General features: G+C 72.6%; 8 protein-coding genes. 3 read left to right on the top strand and 5 right to left on the bottom strand.

The annotated features are described in order from the left end of the window. Window positions 1-262 precede the first annotated feature (262 nt). The 3 genes from ACWIHT_RS04420 to ACWIHT_RS04430 all read left to right on the top strand — a co-directional run bounded on the left by ACWIHT_RS04420 (window position 263) and on the right by ACWIHT_RS04430 (window position 6,959). Window positions 263-4,348 (top strand): beta-galactosidase, encoded by a 4,086-nt coding sequence (locus tag ACWIHT_RS04420; RefSeq protein ID WP_456164268.1) that lies wholly within the window; start codon window positions 263-265, stop codon window positions 4,346-4,348. Window positions 4,349-4,511: 163 nt separating this feature from the next. Then, the gene (locus tag ACWIHT_RS04425; RefSeq protein ID WP_456164269.1) at window positions 4,512-5,303 is read left to right on the top strand and encodes a hypothetical protein; all 792 of its coding nucleotides are present in this window, start codon (window positions 4,512-4,514) and stop codon (window positions 5,301-5,303) included. Window positions 5,304-5,390: 87 nt separating this feature from the next. Beyond that, window positions 5,391-6,959, top strand: coding sequence for an MFS transporter (locus ACWIHT_RS04430; protein ID WP_456164271.1), 1,569 nt, complete (start codon window positions 5,391-5,393; stop codon window positions 6,957-6,959). Between the two features lie 57 nt (window positions 6,960-7,016). Here ACWIHT_RS04430 and ACWIHT_RS04435 read toward each other — a convergent pair whose 3' ends face one another. The 5 genes from ACWIHT_RS04435 to ACWIHT_RS04455 form a co-directional block, all read right to left on the bottom strand. Further along, window positions 7,017-8,873 carry a hypothetical protein gene (locus tag ACWIHT_RS04435; RefSeq protein WP_456164273.1) on the bottom strand — a complete coding sequence of 619 codons (1,857 nt, stop codon included), beginning with the start codon at window positions 8,871-8,873 and terminating at the stop codon, window positions 7,017-7,019. Next, window positions 8,870-12,388, bottom strand: coding sequence for a vWA domain-containing protein (locus ACWIHT_RS04440; RefSeq protein WP_456164275.1), 3,519 nt, complete (start codon window positions 12,386-12,388; stop codon window positions 8,870-8,872). The genes ACWIHT_RS04435 and ACWIHT_RS04440 overlap by 4 nt, the downstream gene beginning before the upstream one ends. Then, window positions 12,385-13,545: an ATP-binding protein gene (locus tag ACWIHT_RS04445; protein WP_456164277.1), complete on the bottom strand. Its 1,161-nt coding sequence runs from the start codon at window positions 13,543-13,545 to the stop codon at window positions 12,385-12,387. Before ACWIHT_RS04445 ends, ACWIHT_RS04440 begins: the two co-directional genes overlap by 4 nt. A gap of 79 nt (window positions 13,546-13,624) precedes the next feature. Further along, complete coding sequence (locus ACWIHT_RS04450; protein ID WP_456164279.1) at window positions 13,625-18,517, bottom strand: DNA-binding protein; 4,893 nt, start codon at window positions 18,515-18,517, stop codon at window positions 13,625-13,627. Further along, window positions 18,514-19,380, bottom strand: a complete 867-nt coding sequence (locus tag ACWIHT_RS04455; protein ID WP_456164281.1) for a DUF4132 domain-containing protein — start codon at window positions 19,378-19,380, stop codon at window positions 18,514-18,516. The genes ACWIHT_RS04450 and ACWIHT_RS04455 overlap by 4 nt, the downstream gene beginning before the upstream one ends. Window positions 19,381-19,631: the final 251 nt, after the last annotated feature.

Raw genomic sequence — 19,631 nt, forward strand, 5'->3', positions numbered from 1 at the left:
GCGGTCCTGACGACGCCGGGCCGGTTCCCGGACGCGAGCCCGGGAACCGGCCCCTCAACTGTCTTCTCCCGACCCATTGTGGTGAGCCCTGTGCACCTTTACTGTTCGGCTTTGCCTGAGTCTGTTTGATGCTGTTCGCCCAGTCGGTCTGGAGGCCGCCGTGCGGGGTAGTCGGAACGGTTCGGAAGGTGCGAGACCCGGTCGACGCCGGTGGTGGAGGGCCGTCCTCGCGGCGACCGCGACCATCGCCCTCGCGGCGGGCATGACAGCGCCGGCCACGGCGGCGGCGCGGGACGTCGGCGAGCAGCCGACCGCCGTCGGTTCGGAGGCCTCCGCCGTCGCTCCGCAGGCGCACACCGTGACCCTCGACGGCTACTCGTTCCTCGTCGACGGCACACGCACCTACCTGTGGTCCGGCGAGTTCCACTACTTCCGGCTCCCGAGCCAGGACCTGTGGCGCGACATCTTCCAGAAGATGAAGGCCGCGGGCTTCAACTCGACCTCCCTGTACTTCGATTGGGGCTACCACTCGCCCAAGCCGGGCGTGTACGACTTCACCGGGGTGCGGGACGTCGACAAACTCCTCGACATGGCCCAGGAAGCCGGGCTCTACGTCATCGCCCGCCCGGCGCCGTACATCAACGCGGAGGTCGACGGCGGCGGACTGCCCGGCTGGCTGAGCACCAAGGCCGGGAACAACCGCAGCGACGACCCGCGGTTCCTCAAGTACGCGGACGAGTGGCTGACGCAGATCGACCGGATCATCGCCCGCCACCAACTGACCAACGGCACCGGGTCGGTGATCGCGTATCAGGTCGAGAACGAGTACTACAACGGCTCGGCCGCCGGCCGCTCCTACATGCAGCACCTGGAGGACAAGGCCCGCGCCGACGGCATCACCGTCCCGCTGACCGGCAACAACAACGGCACCTTCAACTCCGGTACCGGCGCCCTGGACGTCGACGGCCCGGACTCCTACCCGCAGGGCTTCAACTGCTCCAACCCCGCGAAGTGGAACGGCGTCCCCGACATCAGCTACGACCACCCGGCCGGAAAGCCGCTCTACTCACCGGAGTTCCAGGGCGGCGCCTTCGACCCCTGGGGCGGCCCCGGCTACGACAAGTGCGCGCAACTGATCAACGACCAGTTCGCCAACGTGTTCTACAAGCAGAACATCGCCGTCGGCGCCACCGCCCAGAGCTTCTACATGACCTACGGCGGCACCAACTGGGGCTGGCTCGGCATGCCCCAGAACTACACGTCGTACGACTACGGCGCCGCGATCCGCGAGACCCGCCAGCTCGACCCGAAGTACTACGAGGACAAGCTCATCGGGTACTTCACGCAGTCGGTCGCCCCGCTGACGAAGACCGAGTCGATCAGGGCCACACCGCCGGACGACTCGGCGGTCGTCGACACCGCCCGGATGAACCCCGACTCCAGGACGCAGTTCCACGTCCTGCGGCACGGCAACTCCACCTCCACGGCGGTCGACAAGACCCACATCTCACTCGACTTCAACGCCCAGCCGACCAACGACACCACCTACACCTGGGACGACCCCGACTCCGCGCTCCAGTACGCCGGTTCGTGGTCCCATGTGGCCAACACCAGCTATACGGGCGGCGATTACAAACACACGGAGTCGTTCTCGAACAAGGCCGGTGACTCGCTCACCGTCCCCTTCGACGGCACCGCGATCCGCTGGATCGGCTCGAAGACCAACAACCACGGCAACGCCGACGTCTACCTCGACGGCACCAAGGTGGCCACGGTCGACGACTCCGGCAGCGAGAGCCAGGCCGTGCTCTTCCAGAAGACCGGCCTGACACCCGGCGCGCACACACTGAAGATCGTCGTCGCCGGGAACCACGGCTCGGGATCCACCGACAACTACGTGGCCGTCGACGCCATCGACGTGCCCACGGCCGCCACGTCGGAACCCACCTACCCGGTGGTGCCGCAGCAGCCCGGCACCGCGATCACTCTCGACGGGCGCGACTCCCATGTCATCGTGGCCAACTACCGCCTCGGCGATGCCCAGTTGCAGTACTCGACCTCCGAGATCATGACCAGCGCGACCATCGGGGACCGGGACGTCGCCGTGCTCTACGGCGACCAGGACAGCGACGGCGAGACGGTCCTCCGCTACGCCACCGAGCCCACCGTGACCGCCAACGGCGGGACGGTCACGACCAGTTGGGACCCGTCCACCGGTGACCTCCGCCTGAACTACACGCACAAGGGCCTGATCCGCATCAGCGTCAACGGCGGCGGAAACCGCCCGCTGCTCCTGCTCGTCGGCGACAAGGCCACGGCGGAGACCTTCTGGCGCCAGGACACGGCGAGCGGCCCGGTGCTCGTGCGCGGCACCCACCTGCTGCGGACGGCGACCAGCCTGCACGGCGGCCACACCGTGGCGCTCACCGGCGACAATGCCGACGACAAGAACATCGAGGTGTTCACCTCCGCCGCCCAAGTCACCTGGAACGGCAGGACGTTGACCACCCACGCCACCGACACGGGCAGCCGCACCGGAAAGATCCCGGTGGCCGCACCCGTACACCTGCCGACACTCACCAACTGGAAGCACGCCCAGGAATCCCCCGAAGCGGCCCCCGGTTTCGACGACACCAGCTGGCAGGTGGCCGACAAGGCGACCACCAACAGCGTCTCCGGCGTCAACTCACCACCGGTGCTCTACGCGGACGACTACGGCTTCCACACCGGCAACACGTGGTACCGGGGCCGCTTCCGCGCCACCGGCAAGGAGACCGGCATCCACCTGGTCTCGGACTCGGGAGGAGACGCGCAGGCGTTCTCCGTCTGGCTCAACGGGACCTTCCTCGGCAGCTCCACCACGGGCAGCGGCGACTTCACCTTCCCGGCGGGTGACGTGAAGTCCACGGGCGACAACGTCATCTCCGTGCTCACCGTCAACATGGGGCACGAGGAGGACTACAACTCCACCAACGGCAACAAGGCCGCACGCGGCCTGACCAGCGCCTCCCTGGTCGGCGCGCCGCTCACGTCCGTCACCTGGCGCCTCCAGGGCGTACGGGGCGGCGAGGACCTCCAGGACACCGTCCGCGGCCCGCTGTCGACGGGCGGCCTCTACGGCGAGCGCGCCGGCTGGTCCCTGCCGGGCTACCCGGACGCCAAGTGGAACCGCGTCTCCCTCCCGACGGCCGACACGACACCCGGGGTCTCCTGGTACCGCGACGACGTCACCCTGGACCTGCCGCGCGGGCAGGACACCTCGCTCGGACTCACGTTCACGGACGACCCGGCACGCAAGTACCGCGCCACGATCTTCGTGAACGGCTGGCAGGTCGGCAACTACGTCAACTACCTCGGCCCGCAGCACTCCTTCCCGGTCCCCAACGGGATCCTGAACCCGAACGGCCGCAACAGCATCGCCATCGCCGTGTGGAACCTCGACGGCAGCACCGGCGGCCTCGGCCAGGTCTCACTGACCGACTACGGCAGCTACGCCTCCTCCCTGCGCGTCGCACAGAACGACAGCCCCCGCTACGACCCCCGGACCTACGCGATGCCGAAGCGTCCGGGAGCGGATGTCACCCTCGACGTGCCGGACACCGCCCAGCCGGGACAGGCGTTCACCGCCACGACGACGGTCCGGGTGCCGAAGGACCGACAGTCCGCCTCCGCACTGACGGCGTCGCTCACCGCGCCCGACGGCTGGAGCGTGGGCGCCCCGAGCCCCACGTCGGTCAAGAGCCTTCGACCGGGCACATCGGCAACCTTCACGTGGAAGGTCGAACCGCCGACCGGAACGCTGCCGTCCGCCTCGGCGCTCACCGCCACGGTGAACTACCGGCAGAACGGACGGCAGGCCGTCGGCGACGACGAGCGCATCGTCCGTGGCATCCCGCCGACCCCGCCCGCCGGACAGAGCGACGTGAGCGGACTGCCGTTCCTGTCGTCCACCAACGGATGGGGCCCGGTGGAACGGGACAGCAGCGTCGGCGAGCAGGCGGCCGGTGACGGCCGTCCCATCACCATCGCGGGCGTCGGCTACGCCAAGGGCCTGGGCACCAACTCCGTCAGCGACGTCGAGCTGTATCTCGCCGGACAGTGCTCGCGGCTTACGGCGTACGTCGGCGTCGACGACGAGACGAACGGCGCGGGCACGGTCACGTTCTCCGTGATCGCCGACGGCAGGACCCTGGTCACCACCCCGACGATCCGCGGCAAACAGGCCGCCGTACCGATCGACGTCGACATCAGCGACGCCCAGGTGCTCGACCTCAAGGTCGGCGACGCGGGGGACGGCAACGGCAACGACCACGGCGACTGGGGGACACCGACGCTGACGTGTGGCTGATCGGACGGAGGACCCAGATGGTCTCCCTGCCGGACGGTCGCGGCACCTGTTTCAGGAACAGGGCAACCGGGAGCGTTCTTCATGGGTCTAGCGACCGATGACACACCATCAGGTCCGCCGCGCGGGGAGGCGCGGCGGACCCAGCGTCCCTAGGGGGAACTCCATGCGCATTCGCCCGGCCGTCGCCGTCGCCTTCCTGACAGCCACCCTTTCCGCGTCGATGCTTCCGGCCACCGCCCAGGCGGCGGTCGGGAGCGCCGCCGACGACACCACGTTCTCGAACGTCGTGGTCAACGGAGGCAAGGACATCGTGCTCGGCCCGACCACCAGAACGACCGTCACGATCACGTGGACGGCCCACGCCCCGGAAGGTGTCGTCGCGTCCTGGGCCTACCTGTGGCACGGCCCCAACACCGACGACGCCGACGGCGTGCTGCCGCTGTTCCCGCCGACGGGGACATGCGCGGTGTCGTCGGCGGACCCGACCACCTCCACGTGCGAGGTGAGCCTCGCCGTGGACGCCGCGCGGGACTTCGACCACAACAGTCTCGCCGGAGCCTGGAAGGTGCTCGCGGGGGCGCAGGACAGCACGGACGAATGGACGGAGATCGACGTCGCCGGTACGGCGACCTTCAAGCGGTACGCCAAGGTGACCGTCAACGCCTCGCCCGAGCCGGTGAAGAAGGGCAGGACGATCACCGTCACCGGGAAGTTGACCCGCGCCGACTGGGCGAGCGGCGCCTACACCGGCTACCAGGGACGGCCGGTCCAGTTGCAGTTCCGTAAGAAGGGCAGCTCCGCCTACACCACACTGAAGACCGTCACCAGTGGCGTCGGTGGCACGCTGAAGACCACGACCAAGGCCAGGACCGACGGCTACTTCCGCTTCGTCTTCACCGGCAGCCCCACCACCGGCCCGTCCACTGCGGCAGGAGACTTCGTCGACGTCCGGTGACGATCAGCGCCGACGGATGCGGAAACCGCGCCCGCAGGTCACGATGAGCGTCAGCGAGGGGAGTGCAGACACCCGAAAGGACACCGCATGTCCGGAGCCGGAACCGCGTCCTCGTCCCGGCGGCTGACCCTGGCCGCGATGATCTTCGCGGTGGCGATGACGTTCATCGACCAGACGATCGTGTCCATCGCCGCACCGAACATCCAGGCCGAACTGGGGCTGTCGAACACCGGCGTGCAGTGGGCGATCAACTCCTACCTGCTGGCCATGGCCGCCCTCTTCGCCTTCGGGGGACGGCTCGCCGACACCGTCGGGCACCGGCGCATGGTCGTCCTCGGGGTGGTCGTCTTCGCCGTGGCGTCCGCACTGTGCGGACTGACACCCAAGGGCGGCGCGGCCGAGGGATGGCTGATCGCGTTCCGGGCGCTCCAGGGGGCGGGCGGAGCGATCATGTACCCGGCGGCCCTGGCCATCGTGGTCAACTCCTACGCGCTCCAGGAACGCGGCAAGGCGCTCGCCTTCTTCTTCGGCATCGCGGGTGGTCTCACCGCGGTCGGACCGATCCTCGGCGGCTGGCTGACCCAGTGGACCTGGCGGGCCATCTTCTGGGTGAACATCCCCGTCGCCGTCGTAGCCCTGGTGCTCATCGCCATGGCCCGCCCGCACACCCCGAACCGGCCGGCCCCGATGGACTACCGCGGACTCGCACTCATCGTGGCCGGCGTGGGCCTGAGCATCTTCGGCTTCCAGCAGTCGTATCTGTGGGGCTGGCACTCCGCGGCGACCTGGCTGTGCATAGTGGTGGGCCTGCTGCTGCTCGTGGTCTTCGTCCTCGTCGAGCGGCGGACCACCCATCCGCTGCTCGACGTCGACCTCTTCCGCGACCGGGCCTTCACCGTGCAGAACATCGTCCTGGGCGTGGCCATGGCCGCCTTCGTGCCGGTGTTCTTCTTCACCAGCGTCTACGCGGAGGTCGCCCTCGGGAAGAAGGCCTCCGAGGCCAGCCTCGACCTGCTCTACTTCTTCCTCGGCTTCGTGGTGGCCGCCCAGATCGGCGGACGGATGCTCGACCGGATCGGCGCCAAACGTCCCGTCGTGCTGGGCTGTGCACTGGCCTGCGTCGGCTTCTTCCTCTGGGCGGGCCGGGTGACCGACCTCAGCGAGAGCCGCATCGTGTGGTGCATCGTGCTCGCGGGTGCGGGCATGGGGCTGATGCTGGGACAGGCCAACACCGACGCGGTCAACCGGGTGCCCCAGAGCTCCTACGGCGAGGCGACCGGCGCCACCCAGACCGTGCGCAACTACGGCTCCAGCCTGGGCCTCGCCGTCCTCGGCACGATCTTCGCCTCCGTGCTCCAGTCGCGGATCACCCGGTCCCTGACCGCACAGGGCATGGACCACGAGGCGGCGAGCAGGGAGGCCAAGTCGATCTCCCAGCTGAGTTCCGGACAGGGCGGCGGCAGCACCGAGTCCGTTCCGCACTTCGTCCAACTGGGCGTGGCCGAGGCCACCCGCTCGGTTCTCCTCGGCATGGGCGTGATCATGGCCGCCGCCTTCGTCGTCGCCCTGTTCGGCCTGCGCCGCGGAGTCCAACAGGAACTGCCCCCGGACAAGCGGGAGTTGAGGACGACCCAGGCGCCGGGAGAGGGAGACTGAAGCCACGCCACGCCACGCCCCGCCACACCGCGCTACGCCCCGGCCCGGGACCGGCGGTCAGGCGGCGTCCGGCGGCTCCCAGGTGGCGCGGACCAGCGCCCGTTCGGTGCCGGACAGGTAGACGGCCGCGGCCAGCCAGGCACGCGCGTACCCGTCCGGATCGGCTTCCTCGGTACGGCCGAACACGTCCCGCCCACGCCGGTCCGCCTCCGCGGCGAGTGCGTGCGAGAGGTCGGCGGCCGTCCGGAAACCGGCCCGCCGCAGCGCTACGACGGCACCGGCCCGGTCGCCGTCACGCGCGGGCTCGGCTGCGGCCCTGCGCCCGCCGGACACGGCGACCTCGACCAGTCGCCGCAGCCGCCACAACGGCGCCTCGGCCACCGGGTCGGACGGGACGCGGGGGAGCCCGGCCGTCTCCAAGAGAGCGTCGGCGGGCGGCAGATGACCGCCTTCGATGCGGTCGTAGCCCAGATCGGCGTGGCCCAGCCACTCCGCGGGCAGCCGCAGCGTCGCCGTACCTTCGTCCGGCTCCGGTACGGGGCCGACGGCGAGCGGCCGTAGCGTGGCCGCGCGATCGGGGTCGAGGCGGCCGACGACCCGCAGCCGCAGGCCCGGGCGGGACGCCAGTCGGCGCAGGTTCGCGGTGTGGGCGAGGTCGGGGTGACCGTTGGACGGCAGGAGGCGGATCAGCAGGCCCTCGGAGTGCGCCCGGCCGGAGGTCAACTCCTGGGCGAGCAGCTGCTGTTCGACCACTCCGACGATGACCAGATCACAGCCGATCAGCTCACCGGCCGTCCGCTCGGCGCCCTCGGGATCGCTCACCGGAGCGTTCCCGAGCCGGGCGGCGACGGCCTCGGCGAGTGGCCGGGCGAACAGGGCGGCCAACGGGCCCGAGGTCCAGGACCGGCCCGCGACCGGCGTCGCCCGGACTCCCTTTCCGGCACCGAGACGGCCGTCCGAGGACAGCGTCGCCCCCGAGATCAGCAGCCCGCCTCGGGAGAGCCCGGCATGGTCGACGCTGCCCGAACCGAGCGCGACCGTGGCCGTGGCGGCTCCGCGCGCACGGGCGGGACCCCCCGGTTTCACGTCCGCGACGGTGAACCAGCGCCCGTCGTCGGAGATGACATGGGTGACCACCCCGCCGTAGCCGGTGGCGGAGATCACCGGCTCCCGGCACACCCCGTGCACGCGCAGCGCGCCCTCCGGCCGGTAGGCGCGGCGGGCGGTTCCGACCAGCGCCGGGGCCGGATCGGCCGCCGCCAACAGGCCTGTGGTCAGCAGGAGTTCACGTAGATCGGCGACCAGGTCGGCCAGCCGGTGGCCGTCATGACGGGACCGTGCGCCCCGCAGGCCGCGGACCACCCGCAGCGCCGCGGCCTCGGCGCGGTGCAGCCCGGCGAGGCGCGCGGTGTGCGAGGCGCGCAGCACCTCCGCCTGCGCGACCGCGCCCGCGGCGGGCACCCCTGCGGCCAGCACGGCAGCCGCGGCGGTCCACAGCGAGCGGGCGGCCGTCAACTGCGCGTCCGTGGGGCCGGTTTGGGGCGGAGACATGACGGTGTCCTGCGTCGGTGGCTCGGCCTCCGCGGAAGTGCCGACCTCCTCCTGCGCCACGGCCGTCTCCGCGTCCGCCACCGGACACGCGCCGAGCACGGCGGCGAGGTGCAGGCACCTCGGGGCGAGCAGACAACTGCACGCGACCTCCCCGGAGTTCGTCACCGCTCCGGAAGGACCCGGAGTGAGGACGACCTCCGCGTCCGCACCGCACCGCACGCGCCGCACGGCACCCTCGACGACGACGGGTGCGGCCACATACGTCTCGATCGCGGCGTCCAGCTTCTTGCGCAGCCGGGAGGTCAGGGCCTCGACGGCGGCAGCGGCCATCTCGGGCGCCACCGGGGGCAGTTCGGGGTTCATCGGGTCTCTCCGCGGAGGCGTTCGCCCACCCAGCGGGCGAGGGCGAGGGGACTGAGGGCGGCGACGGGCATCCCGGCCGCGACGAGTTGTCGGGCCACCGGCACGGAGTAGCGCGGGGTGCCGTTGTCGTCCAGGGCGGCGCAGCCCATCAGATGCACCCCGGAACTCGCGAGGGCCCGTACCTCGCCCAGGAGTCCGCCCAGCGGGTAGCCCTCCTCGAAGTCGCTCACCACCACGACGAGGGTCCGGCTGGGTACGGTCACCAGGGAGCGGGCGTGGGCCAGCCCGGCGGCGATGTGGGTGCCGCCGCCCACCCGCACCTCCAGCAGCAGGGACAGCGGATCCTCGACCTTGTCCGTCAGGTCGATCACGTCCGTCGAGAACGCCAGGAAGTGTGTGCTGAGCGTGGGCACTCCGCCCAGTACGGCCGCGGTCAGCGCCGCCCAGATCACGGAGGCCTCCATCGACCCGGACACGTCGACCACCAGGATCAGCCGCCAGTCCGCCTCCTTGCGCGAACGGGTGCTGAACACCGGCCGTTCCGGGACGACCAGGGTGCTGCCGTCGGCCCTCTTGCGGGCGTGGACCAGGTTCGCCCGCAGGGTGCGCGGCAGGTCGATCCGGCCGCCCGGACGGCGGGTCGGACGAGGCGTGGCCAGTCCGGACAGCGCGGGCCGCAGCCGGGTGGCCAGCTCCTTGGCCAGTTCGTCGACCAGCCGGCGCACCAGCGGTCGCAGCCGGGCCAGCCGCTGCTCGGGCATCCCACCGGCCAGCGACAGCACGGACGTCAGCAGATCGACCGAGGGACGTACGGACTTGGGGTCGAGTTCGGCCAGTACGTCGCTACGACCCTGATCGGCGGCGCGGGCGAGAACCTCCTCGCGTACTTCCGCGCCGAACAACGCCTGGAGCTCCTCAGCCCACTCACGCGCGGACGGGAAGGACGCGTCCTGCCCGCCGCCGGGACCGCTGTCCCGGCCCAGGTCCGAGGAACCCTCGCCGCGCCCCCTGCCGTACAACTCGTCGAGCGCGTGCGCGTAACGGCGGGCGCCCGCTGGCAACTTGTCGCTCTCGCGGCCCAGGAGCAGACGCCACCTGTCCGTCGGCGTGAGACGGAGCACGTCATTGATCGACGGGTCCGGTACCGGCGCTGGACGTGTGACGGCGGTCCCGGCGTCCGGAACATCGGTGGTTCGAGGCGTCGGAAGTGTCACCCGCAGCGCCTCCACCGCCGTACGGCCGGCCTCGTCCGCCGCCGCCCACAGGGCCAGCAGGCGTGGGGAGGCGGACAGTGTCAGGTCGAGACGATCGCCCAGCCGCTCCGTGACCGTGTGCAGGAGACGGTCGCGGCCCGCCGGAGACAGGGTGTCGAAGCCGCCGCGCAGGGCGGGCAGCCGGTCCAGGAACGCCTGGTCGCCGAGTGAGTCGACCCGGTCGAGGAGGGGGTCGAGCGCGGTCGGCGCCGACTGGAGCAGGGGTGCGGCACCGGTCAGCAGTCCGGCGAGTCTGCGGGCGAGCGCATGCCGTGCGTCGGGGCCGGTGGCGGTGTCGATCCAACCGGCGGCCCGCGCGCCGAGAGCGTCGGCGTCGTCCAGGTCGAGCAGGACCCGGCAGGCGAGCGCGGCTCCCTGGACGAGGGGCGAGCCGGTGTGCGCGAGACCGCCCAGGGCTTCGTCCATACGCAGTCCGAGGCGATGGTCGGCGGCACGTGTGGCGAGGGCGACGAGCGCGGCGGCCTCCTCCGGGTCGTCGCTGCCCGCCAGACCCGGCAGGGACCGTACCGCCGACTCCAGCAGATCGGCGGCGAGCACGCCGGCCGTCTGTCGGGTCCCGGGCGTGGTGCCGGGGAGATGGCCCCGGCGCAGTGCCTCCAACAGGTCGAGTCCGGTGAGGAGTTCGGGGAGCGTCGCGGAGGCGGGCAGCACCTTGGCCGCCTCGGCCAGCCGCTGGGCGACCAGGGCGGGCAGATCGCACAGGGCGGCGTCCCGAAGTCCCGTCAGGACCAGGGCACTTGTGGGGCCGCCGTCCGCCGACTCCCGCCGGAAGGTCTCCCGCAGCGTTCCCTCGGCCGCCAGCGCGGCGGTCACGCCCCGCACCCCGGCCAGGTCCAGCCGGACGGGCACGGACGGCACCCACGCCAGCCGCCACCGGGTGGAGAGCGCGGCGGCGTCGCCGGTACCGGCGACCTCGACGGGCTCGCCGTATCCCACCCCGCACACGTCGAGCCGCCTGAGGAGGATCTCGCGCCGGTTGTCGAGGGCCGAACGGAGCGGGTCCAGGCGCAGTTCGCGCGGAGCGGGGTCGTCCGGGCCGGGCAGCCGCAGGGCGGTGAGTTCGGCCTCGACGGAAGGGGCGAGCCCGGAGCGCGGGGTGCCCGGCGCGACCCGGCCGCGGTCGGTGCCCACCAGGACCACTTCCAGGGCCCGCGCGAGAGCACGGCCCCGGCCGAGCGGCTCACCCTGCCCCATCACGGACGTGAGCGCTTCCAGCACCTCGCCCCGGCCCGGCGCCGGGAGCCCGCGCACCCGCGCGAGATCGCAGGCCACGCGCAGCGTCTCGCGGGCCTCGCCGGTCCCCGCGGTGTGCCCGGCCGCGCGCAGCTCACGGCACACTCCCGTGATGGCCCGCGCGACGGCGTCGTACAGCAGCTCGGGATCGCCCGCCGCGCCGAACACCGCCTGCTGCCAGCGCGGGTCGCGGATCCCCGCCGGATAGCCGGACCGTGAGTCCAGCAGATCGAACGCGTACGGGACCAGGGAGGTGACGACGGACGAGGGCTCCCCGAGGGACACCGATGCCGTCGCCTCCACCCCCACGCCGTCCGTCAGCGCCGGTGCGTGGAAGGCGCCGATCACCGCCGCGACGCGGCGTCCGCCGGTCGCCGCGAGGGCGATCGTCTCCCGCATATGGGCCTCGCGCGCCAGGTCCACCGTGGGCACTCCGCCCGACGACTCGGCGTCCTGGCGCAGCGCCCAGCCGACGCCCAGAGCGGCCCGGCGCAGCGACTCGGGGGCGCAGCCGGGGGCGAGGACCTCCACGCTGCGGTCCCACAGGTCGTCCCCGTCACGCCCGGTCCCGGCCGCTGTGAGCGCCTGCGCGAAGGAGGTGCGCGCCTGCCGGTCGTCCACCTCGGCGAGCTCGGGGACCTCCGCGTGCCAGCGTGCGTCGGCCATCGGCAGGTCGCAGCAGACGACCTCCACTCCCCGCTCCCGCGCCCAGCGGACCGCGGCGAGTTCGGGCGAGAAGTCGGCGAACGGATAGAAGCCGAGCCGTCCGTCCGCACCGGCACCCGCGAGCGCGACCGGCGCCAGCGTGCCGGGCGCGCCGAGGTGGGTCAGCCACGGCTGGAAGTCCACCGGCAGTTCCACGCACACCACCTCGGCACCGGCCGCGTCCAGCAGCGCGGGCACGGCGGCGGCGAGCGCCGGGCTGTGGTGCCGTACGCCCAGCAGGTACGGCACCACGGAGTCGGCCAGGGTGTCGAGCGCGGCCCTGGGGTCCTGAGCGATCGTCACCGAAGGTTCTCCCGCAGGTCCCAGAGGCGGCGCCAGGTCGCGGAGCCGTCCTCGGCGCGGCGGCGCACCGGACCGTCCCAGTAGCCCAACAGGCGTGCGTGGTCGGTCGGATCGTCCTTGCGGACCACGCCCAGGAGATGGCCGGGCACCAGGTCGAGGGAGTCTCCGGCGGGCAGGTAGGCGGCGGCCACCCCGAGAGAGACCGCGACCTGTACCGCCTCCGCGGTGGACATCACCGTGCCGGGGCGCTCCACGTCCCAGCCCTCGGCCGAACGCCCCGCCCGCAGATCACGGAAGACGGTCACCAGGACGTCGAGCACCGCGTCGTCGACGTCGAAGGCCGCGCCCGCCCGCTCGACGGCCGCGACAGCCTGTCGTTTCACGAGCGCGGTCTCGGCGTCGACGTCCGAGATCGGGTGCACCGTCTCGAAGTTGAAGCGGCGCTTGAGCGCGGCGGACATCTCCGACACACCGCGGTCGCGCAGGTTGGCGGTGGCGATGACGGTGAAGCCGGGAGCGGAGGCGACCTGCGCCTCGTCCGTGCCGGACAGCTCGGGCACACTCATCCGGCGGTCGGAGAGGATCGACACCAGCGCGTCCTGCACCTCGGGCAGACAGCGGGTGATCTCCTCGACGCGCGCCACCCGTCCGGAGCGCATCGCGGCGAGCACGGGCGAGTCCACCAGCGCCTGGGGCGTGGGTCCTTGGGCGAGGAGGAGGGCGTAGTTCCAGCCGTAACGCAGGGCGTCCTCGGTGGTGCCCGCGGTGCCCTGCACGGTGAGCGCGCTGGTGCCGCAGACGGCCGCCGCCAGCAGTTCCGAGAGCATCGACTTGGCCGTGCCGGGCTCACCGACGAGCAGCAGTCCGCGCTCTCCGGCGAGCGTGACCACGCACCGCTCCACCAGGGCGCGTTCACCGACGAACTTGGGCGCTATGACGAGTTCGCGGGGCAGCGTCTCGTGGGGCTTGGCGAGCTTGAGCGGTTCGCCGGCGCTGCCGCACACGAAGGTGATGACGGAGCGGGGCGTCAGCCGCCAGCCGGGCGGGCGGGGCCCCTCGTCGTGGGCGGCGAGGAAGGCGAGTTCGGTGGCGTGGCGCTCTTCGGCGGGCAGCGTCTGCCGGTCGGGCAGGGACGTCGCCGTGTCGGTCGGGGTCATGAATGTCCTTGCTGGGTAGGTCTGTTGGTCGTTGATGAGAGGGCGCCGATGAGGTCCGGCGCCCCCGGTACGGCGTCCGTCAGCGGCGGCGGCCCCGGCGCACCTTCAGCTCCTCGAACCGGGGAGCGTCGCCCTCCCGGACCCGCTGCCACGCCCTGCGATAGAGGTCCGCGACCGGTTCGGTCGGCACGATCACGCCGAGCGACGCGTGATCGCCGTTGACGAGGTCGAACAACGGCAGCTTCCAGCGCTCCAGGGGAACGCGCGGGGACGGCTGTTCGGCCCAGCCGCCGGGCAGGAAGAGCGAGCGGCCGGCCCTGGTCCTGGTGGCCTCCACCACGAGGTCGGTGGCGGCGAGTTCGGCGCGGGCCGCCTTGATCCGGGCGGGCTTCCATCCCGTCCACCGGGCCGTCGTACGGTCGGTCGGATCGGGCATGGCGAGCAGCATCAGATACAGCGTGGCCGCGTCCTCGCCGAGCCCGTACTCCTTGGCCACCTCGATGACCAGGTCGGGCACGGAGCGGCCCGGATCCTGCGGCCACCAGGTGCCGTCCTTGTCGCACGCGCCCGCCATCGGCTCGCCGGGATCGGCGAGCAGGGCCGCGAAACGGGGGTCGCGGACCAGTCGCAGAGCGATCTCCGCCCGGTACGGCTGGTCGTTGACGCGGGTCGCGGGCAGATAGGGGTCCTGCCCGGCCTCGTCGAGGAGGTCGACGCGGATGCCGGGGGCGGGCTGGTCGTCCTGGGTGGCTAGGACGACGGCGCCGTAGCGCTCGAAGCCCGGACCCGTCTCGGTGGGCGTGCCCGCCGTCTTCCGGAACGCGGGGAGGCTGATGTACTCGCCGAGGTCGAGCATGAACCCGGGCCCCGCGAGGCGTTGGCGCACGGCGGTGAGCACCGGCGGCAGTGCGGCCCGGATCGGGTCGCCGGCGGGCAGCCGGTGGGCGAGCCAGGCGGCGAGTCCGACCGATCCGACCAGGATCTGCGCGGTGAATCCGGCCGTGTCCTCGCCGACCGGCCGCACCCGGTCGCCGATGACCGCCCACGGCAGGTCCCGGCTGAGCTCCGGGGCACGGGCCGGTTCCAGCAGCGCGGGCAGGGCTTCACGTACCGGCCACGGCGCGTGCTTGACGGCGCGGATGGCGTCGCTGAGCAGATCCTCGGGTATGGCGGGGCGCCGCCCGAGCCTGTCGTTCCACACGGCGGCAGCGGCTGCCACGTCCGGGCCCTCCGTCCACAGCCGGACCGGGTCGGCGGGCAGCAGCGCGGCCACGACCGCGGCGCGGACGGCGCTGTCGAGGGCGCCCAGTTCCTCCTTGGCTACCGCCGCGGGGGCGACCTTCACCCCGATGACGTTGCGGGCCTCGGTGGTGAGGAAGGCCCGCTCGTAGGCGTCGACCCCGGGCAGTCCGGCGACGACGAGCCGGGCCATGGTCTCCGTGACGCCGGTGAGCCGGGCGAACTCCTCGGGCGCGTCCGGGAACCACGGCGCCGGACCGCGCTCGGCGAGCACGGCGAGGAACGCACCGAGCCGACCCGGGTGTTCGTCCCCGCCGATCGGGTCACAGGCCAGGACCTTGTACGGCTCCGGAGCCGCGAACCGTCCTGCCGGGTCGTGGAACAGACCGGTGAAGTCGCAGCCGTCGTCGTCGGGGGACCCGTGCCCGGTCACCGCGATGAACGCACCGTCCGCCAACGGCAGCAGCCCGTTCCAGGAGCCCTCCCGCCAGCCGCCCGAGGCCAACCGCAGCCGGTGCGCGTCAAGATGCAGGGTCACCGTGCGCCAGCGACCGGCCACTCCGGACTCTCCCAGCCCCAACTGGTCGAATCCGGCGAGCAGTTGCCGCAGCGCCTCCCGGTGTTCGTCCGTGGTGGTGCCGACGGCCGCCCGGTGGGCAAGAGCCGTCGTCCGCCCGAGCAGGGTGCGCAACTCCGGCTGCCCGACCGGCAGTTCGGGTCCGTCGAGATGGAGTCGGCCATCGGACGGTTCCACTACCGCTTCGGCGGCCCGGGTCAGCGTCCGCAGGGCACGGAAGACCGTGTCGGCCTGGTCGTCGCGGTTCCACCAGTAGCCGTTGGACGCGCCGAGGCCGCTCATCGCGTCGCGCAGCAGGCTGTCCGTGGGACCGGCCGGACCCTCGTCCGCCACGCCGCCTTCGAGGGCCAGGGTGAGCCGGGTCGCCGCCGCGTCGAGCACCGCCTGCTGGGCCGCCGCGTACCGCACGACCCCGGCGATGCCCGTGATCAGGGCGGGGTGGGTGACGGACAGCAGGGTGCGGATCGCGCCGGGCAGCGCCTCCGGTTCCTTGTCGCCGGCGGCCGACAGCAGGGCGGCGGCGGTGTCCCGGTCGATCCGCCGCAGTCCCGTGGAGCCCGCCGGGTCGCGCGGGGTCAGGCACTCCCAGTACTGCACCGGCGGCAGCAGCAGCGAGCCCTCGCCGAAGACGCCCGCCGTGCGGTCGGTCTTCCCCCAGGCGGTGACGACACCGTCCGCGTCGACCAGGTCGAGCTGCCAGCCGTTGTGCACGACGGCGGTGGGCCGCTCGGCGCCCGGGAACATCACCAGCGTGAACGGCCGGCCCGCGTCGGCGGACAGCGTGAGGGTGTGTCCGGCGAGATCCGCGACACGCGTGGAGCCGTCGGGGAGTTCCAGCCTGCACAGGCCCACAAGGCCGTCGACAGGCGCCGCGGCGGGGGCGGCTCCGGTCGTGGGGGAGGGCCTCAGGCGGCCCCCGGCGAAGGTGCTGCCGGCGGGGGCGTCGCGCAGCGCGTCGGCGAAGAAGGCGGGGCGGCTCATGCGTCCGCGCTCGTCGGTGGCCGGGTCGTACTCGTACCAGCCGTGCGCCTCCCGGTCCTCGGAATCCGCCTGCCAGACCCAGTAGTTGGAGCCGTCGAAGAGCAGCGGGCGCTCCTCGGGCACCGTGGTGTCCCCGGCGTGGAGGACACCGCGGCCGGTGGTCCGGCCGCCGCCGGGCAGCGGCAGGGTGATGGGGAAGTTGCCCTTGTACCAGTCCATTTCGGTGCCGCGGGTACCGCGCGGGCCCTCCAGGCTCTCGACCCGGTCGGCGCGGGTGTGCCAGTAGCCGCGCAGCCCGTCGTTGCGGCTGTTCCAGTAGACGAGGAGTTCGTCGTCGACGTGGTGGAAGCCGGGGTCGCCGTACCGGTCGTTCGCGGGGATGCGCAGATCGTGGGTGAGCAGGGTGCCCTCGGCGCCGATCACGCGGGCCTGGGCCTCGCCGGCCACCACGAGGTGGGGCCAGGCGTCGGCGACGATCAGGTCCTCCACCCGGTCCTTCGGCACGAGTTCGGCCGCCGCCTCCTCCCAGGCGGGCCAGCCGAGTTCGTCGAAGAGCCCGGCCCGGAGGGTGCGTGCCAGGATGGGGGCCAGGTCGGTGGCGACCGCCTCGCGCACCTCCGCCTCGGCCAGCGCCAGCGCCTCGGCGGGCAGCCACTTCAGGCGGGCCAGCGCGTCGGGCAGCTGGGGCAGACCGACCGCGGTGAACCGCTCGACGACCGTACGCACCCACTGGGCCAGCAGCGGACGGCAGCCCGGCGACTGCGCCAGCAGCCGGATGGCCCGCAGCCCCGGCTCGTCGTCGCTGAACCGGTCCGCGCCCTTCAGGAAGGCGCCGTGGAACCGAGCGTCGGCGCCCAGGTGCAGCAGGTCCCGGTGGCCGTCGCCGGACGCCCACTGCTCCAGCGGCAGGGCGTGGCCCCGTTCCGGAGCCGCCACCGGTACGTCCAGGGACAGCAGCAGGTCGATCAGATCGATGTCGTGCGTGACCTTCAACGCGCCGCCGGACGCGGCGAGTTCGGCCCGCAGCCGGTCCACCGTCCGCTCCACGAGCGGGTAGAGCTGCGGCATCCGGGTCGAGCCACGCCAGGACCGGGCCCGCTCGCGGAACGTGAGGAAGCGGTCCAGCCAGCCCGCCGTGCCGTCCCGGGGACGCTCCTCCTCGGACAGTTCGGCGTCCCACAGCCCCGCCGTGGCACCGGAGTCCTCCAGCACCTGGAGCCACAGCGCGGGCATCTCGTCGTCGGAGCCCGCGGGGAGCATGTCCAACAGGGTGCCGCGCACCTGGCGTTCCCGCGCGGCCAGTGACACCAGCGCGGCACGGTGGCCCTTCCACCAGCCGGCCGCGGCACGCAGCGTGGCCGGCAGACCGAGCAGCTCGGACAGATAGTCCTGCTCGGCCAAGTCGGCGTCCTGCCCCGCGGCACGGGCCAGCTTGCGCAGGTCGCCCGCCATCTGCGCGGACGGCGGCAGACCGCCCGCGGTACGGCGCAGACACAGCCGCGTGAAGCGCCGCAGCGCCTCCTCGGCCGGCACCCGGGCGCCCAACTCCTTGCCGTAGGCGGACAGCACCTTCACCGGCAGCGCACCCGCGAGCGCGAACTCCAGGAACACCGCGTCGAGCCGGTCCTCCTCGATGACGAGCCCGTGCTCCGCCTCGGCCTTGCGGGCCCGGGTGAACAACTGGGCCGCGTAGGTGGCGTTCTCCTCGGCGAGGAACACCCGGCCCGCCTGCTCGTAGAAGGTCGGCAGGAAGTGCGGGACGGAGGCCGCCAGCCGCGCGCCCAGCTCCAGGTAGGCGTCCAAGGCGGCCTTGGGCCGGGACTTCACCTGCCGGGCCGCCCGCTCCAGGTCCGGCACGACACCGAGCGCGTGATGTCCGTCCTCGGGATGGTGCACCAGCACCCACTCCGGGAAGCCCAGTGACTGGCGCAGCCCCAGCCCCACGACGGCCGGTTCGGCGGCCTGCTCCAGGCCGAGGAATCCGGCGGCCAGGTCCTCCGCCGCGCCCAGTTCACCCGCGACCAGCCGCACCACCACCCGGTCGTCGAGACCCGGGTGCGTATAGGTGCGCGCCGTCAGCGGCACCGCCCGCTCACCGGCGCCCGCCGCGTCCGGCGGCAGCACCGCCCCCGCCGCGAGCATGTCCTCGTACGACACCTGCGTCCCCCCGCTCATGCGCTCTTGCCTTCCTCGATGTCACGCCCGGCGTACAGTGCCGCCGCCATCCGCATCCCCTCGGACCAGGCCACCGGGCCCACCTCGCCGAGCGGCAGCGCGCGCCCGTCCTCGTCCTGCCAGCTGAGGCCACCGGTCTCCACCGTGTCCTCCCAGTACGGCTCCCCGATCCACACGGAGGCCTCGACCGTGCGCCCGCCGTCGCGCACCCGGGCCGTGGCGTAGCCGCCGGAGACGCGGTAGCCCAGCGAACTGGCGCGCGCCGCGAGGGCGAAGCGCGAGCGGAACGAGCCGCCGGCGAACTCCCGTACCTCGGTGGCCTTCGGGGCGAATTCGTCAGGGCGCCGCCAGGTCGCCCGGTGGATCTGCTCGACGCGCTGGACTATGCCCAACTCGGCGGCGAACTCCCGGATGTCGTCGAGGTCCGGCAGCAGCACCGGGTGCGGCAGCGTCACCGTGCGCGGGGACAGCCGTACCGTCTCGCCGTCGAGGTTCACCACCCGCAGCTCGCCGTCCTCGGTGGTGCCCCGCAGGAAGCCGACCTCGTCGGGGTCGTCGCCGACCACGGCCAGGTCGCGCAGCGCCGACTGCCAGGCCTCGTCCGGCCACACCCGGACCAGCAGACCGGTGGGGACGGGCAGCGACGACACCATCCAGGAGTCGACCTGCGCGACACACCCCGCGGCGTGCCGATCCAGCCATTCGGCGAACCGCCGCAGCCGGTCCACCTCCGGGTGGTCCTTGAGCGCGCGCGGCAGGGACTTCAACTGCCGCCCCGCAGCCCGGCCCCCGGTGGCTCGCGCCGCCACCCGCCCCTCCACCAGGGCGACTTCATACCCGTCACCCGCCGACAGCCAACCCACTATGCCCCCGCCTCCCACATCAACACAGCCAGAAGAAAGCACAGTTCAGCCGGGATGCCCCGACATCTGTGCGACGACAAGTGGAACGTTAGCGGCGATCACTGACAATCGGCCGGGGAAGCTGTGGACGGGCTGAGTCGAGACATCGGCGGAACCGGCGAACGAGGCGCCCGGCCATGCCCGTTCCACCTACTCGGACAGGGCCGGCGGGCGGTTCGGCGGGCCGCGAGTTCAGGCCAAACGCACGGCCC

Source organism: Streptomyces sp. NPDC002276 (assembly GCF_053891435.1).

What these genes read in the sequence shown, in the direction of transcription:
- ACWIHT_RS04420 (WP_456164268.1), top strand. Translation starts at nt 263, where the DNA reads ATGACAGCGCCGGCCACGGCGGCGGCGCGGGACGTCGGCGAGCAGCCG.
- ACWIHT_RS04425 (WP_456164269.1), top strand. Translation starts at nt 4,512, where the DNA reads ATGCGCATTCGCCCGGCCGTCGCCGTCGCCTTCCTGACAGCCACCCTT.
- ACWIHT_RS04430 (WP_456164271.1), top strand. Translation starts at nt 5,391, where the DNA reads ATGTCCGGAGCCGGAACCGCGTCCTCGTCCCGGCGGCTGACCCTGGCC.
- ACWIHT_RS04435 (WP_456164273.1), bottom strand. Translation starts at nt 8,873, where the DNA reads ATGAACCCCGAACTGCCCCCGGTGGCGCCCGAGATGGCCGCTGCCGCC.
- ACWIHT_RS04445 (WP_456164277.1), bottom strand. Translation starts at nt 13,545, where the DNA reads ATGACCCCGACCGACACGGCGACGTCCCTGCCCGACCGGCAGACGCTG.
- ACWIHT_RS04450 (WP_456164279.1), bottom strand. Translation starts at nt 18,517, where the DNA reads ATGAGCGGGGGGACGCAGGTGTCGTACGAGGACATGCTCGCGGCGGGG.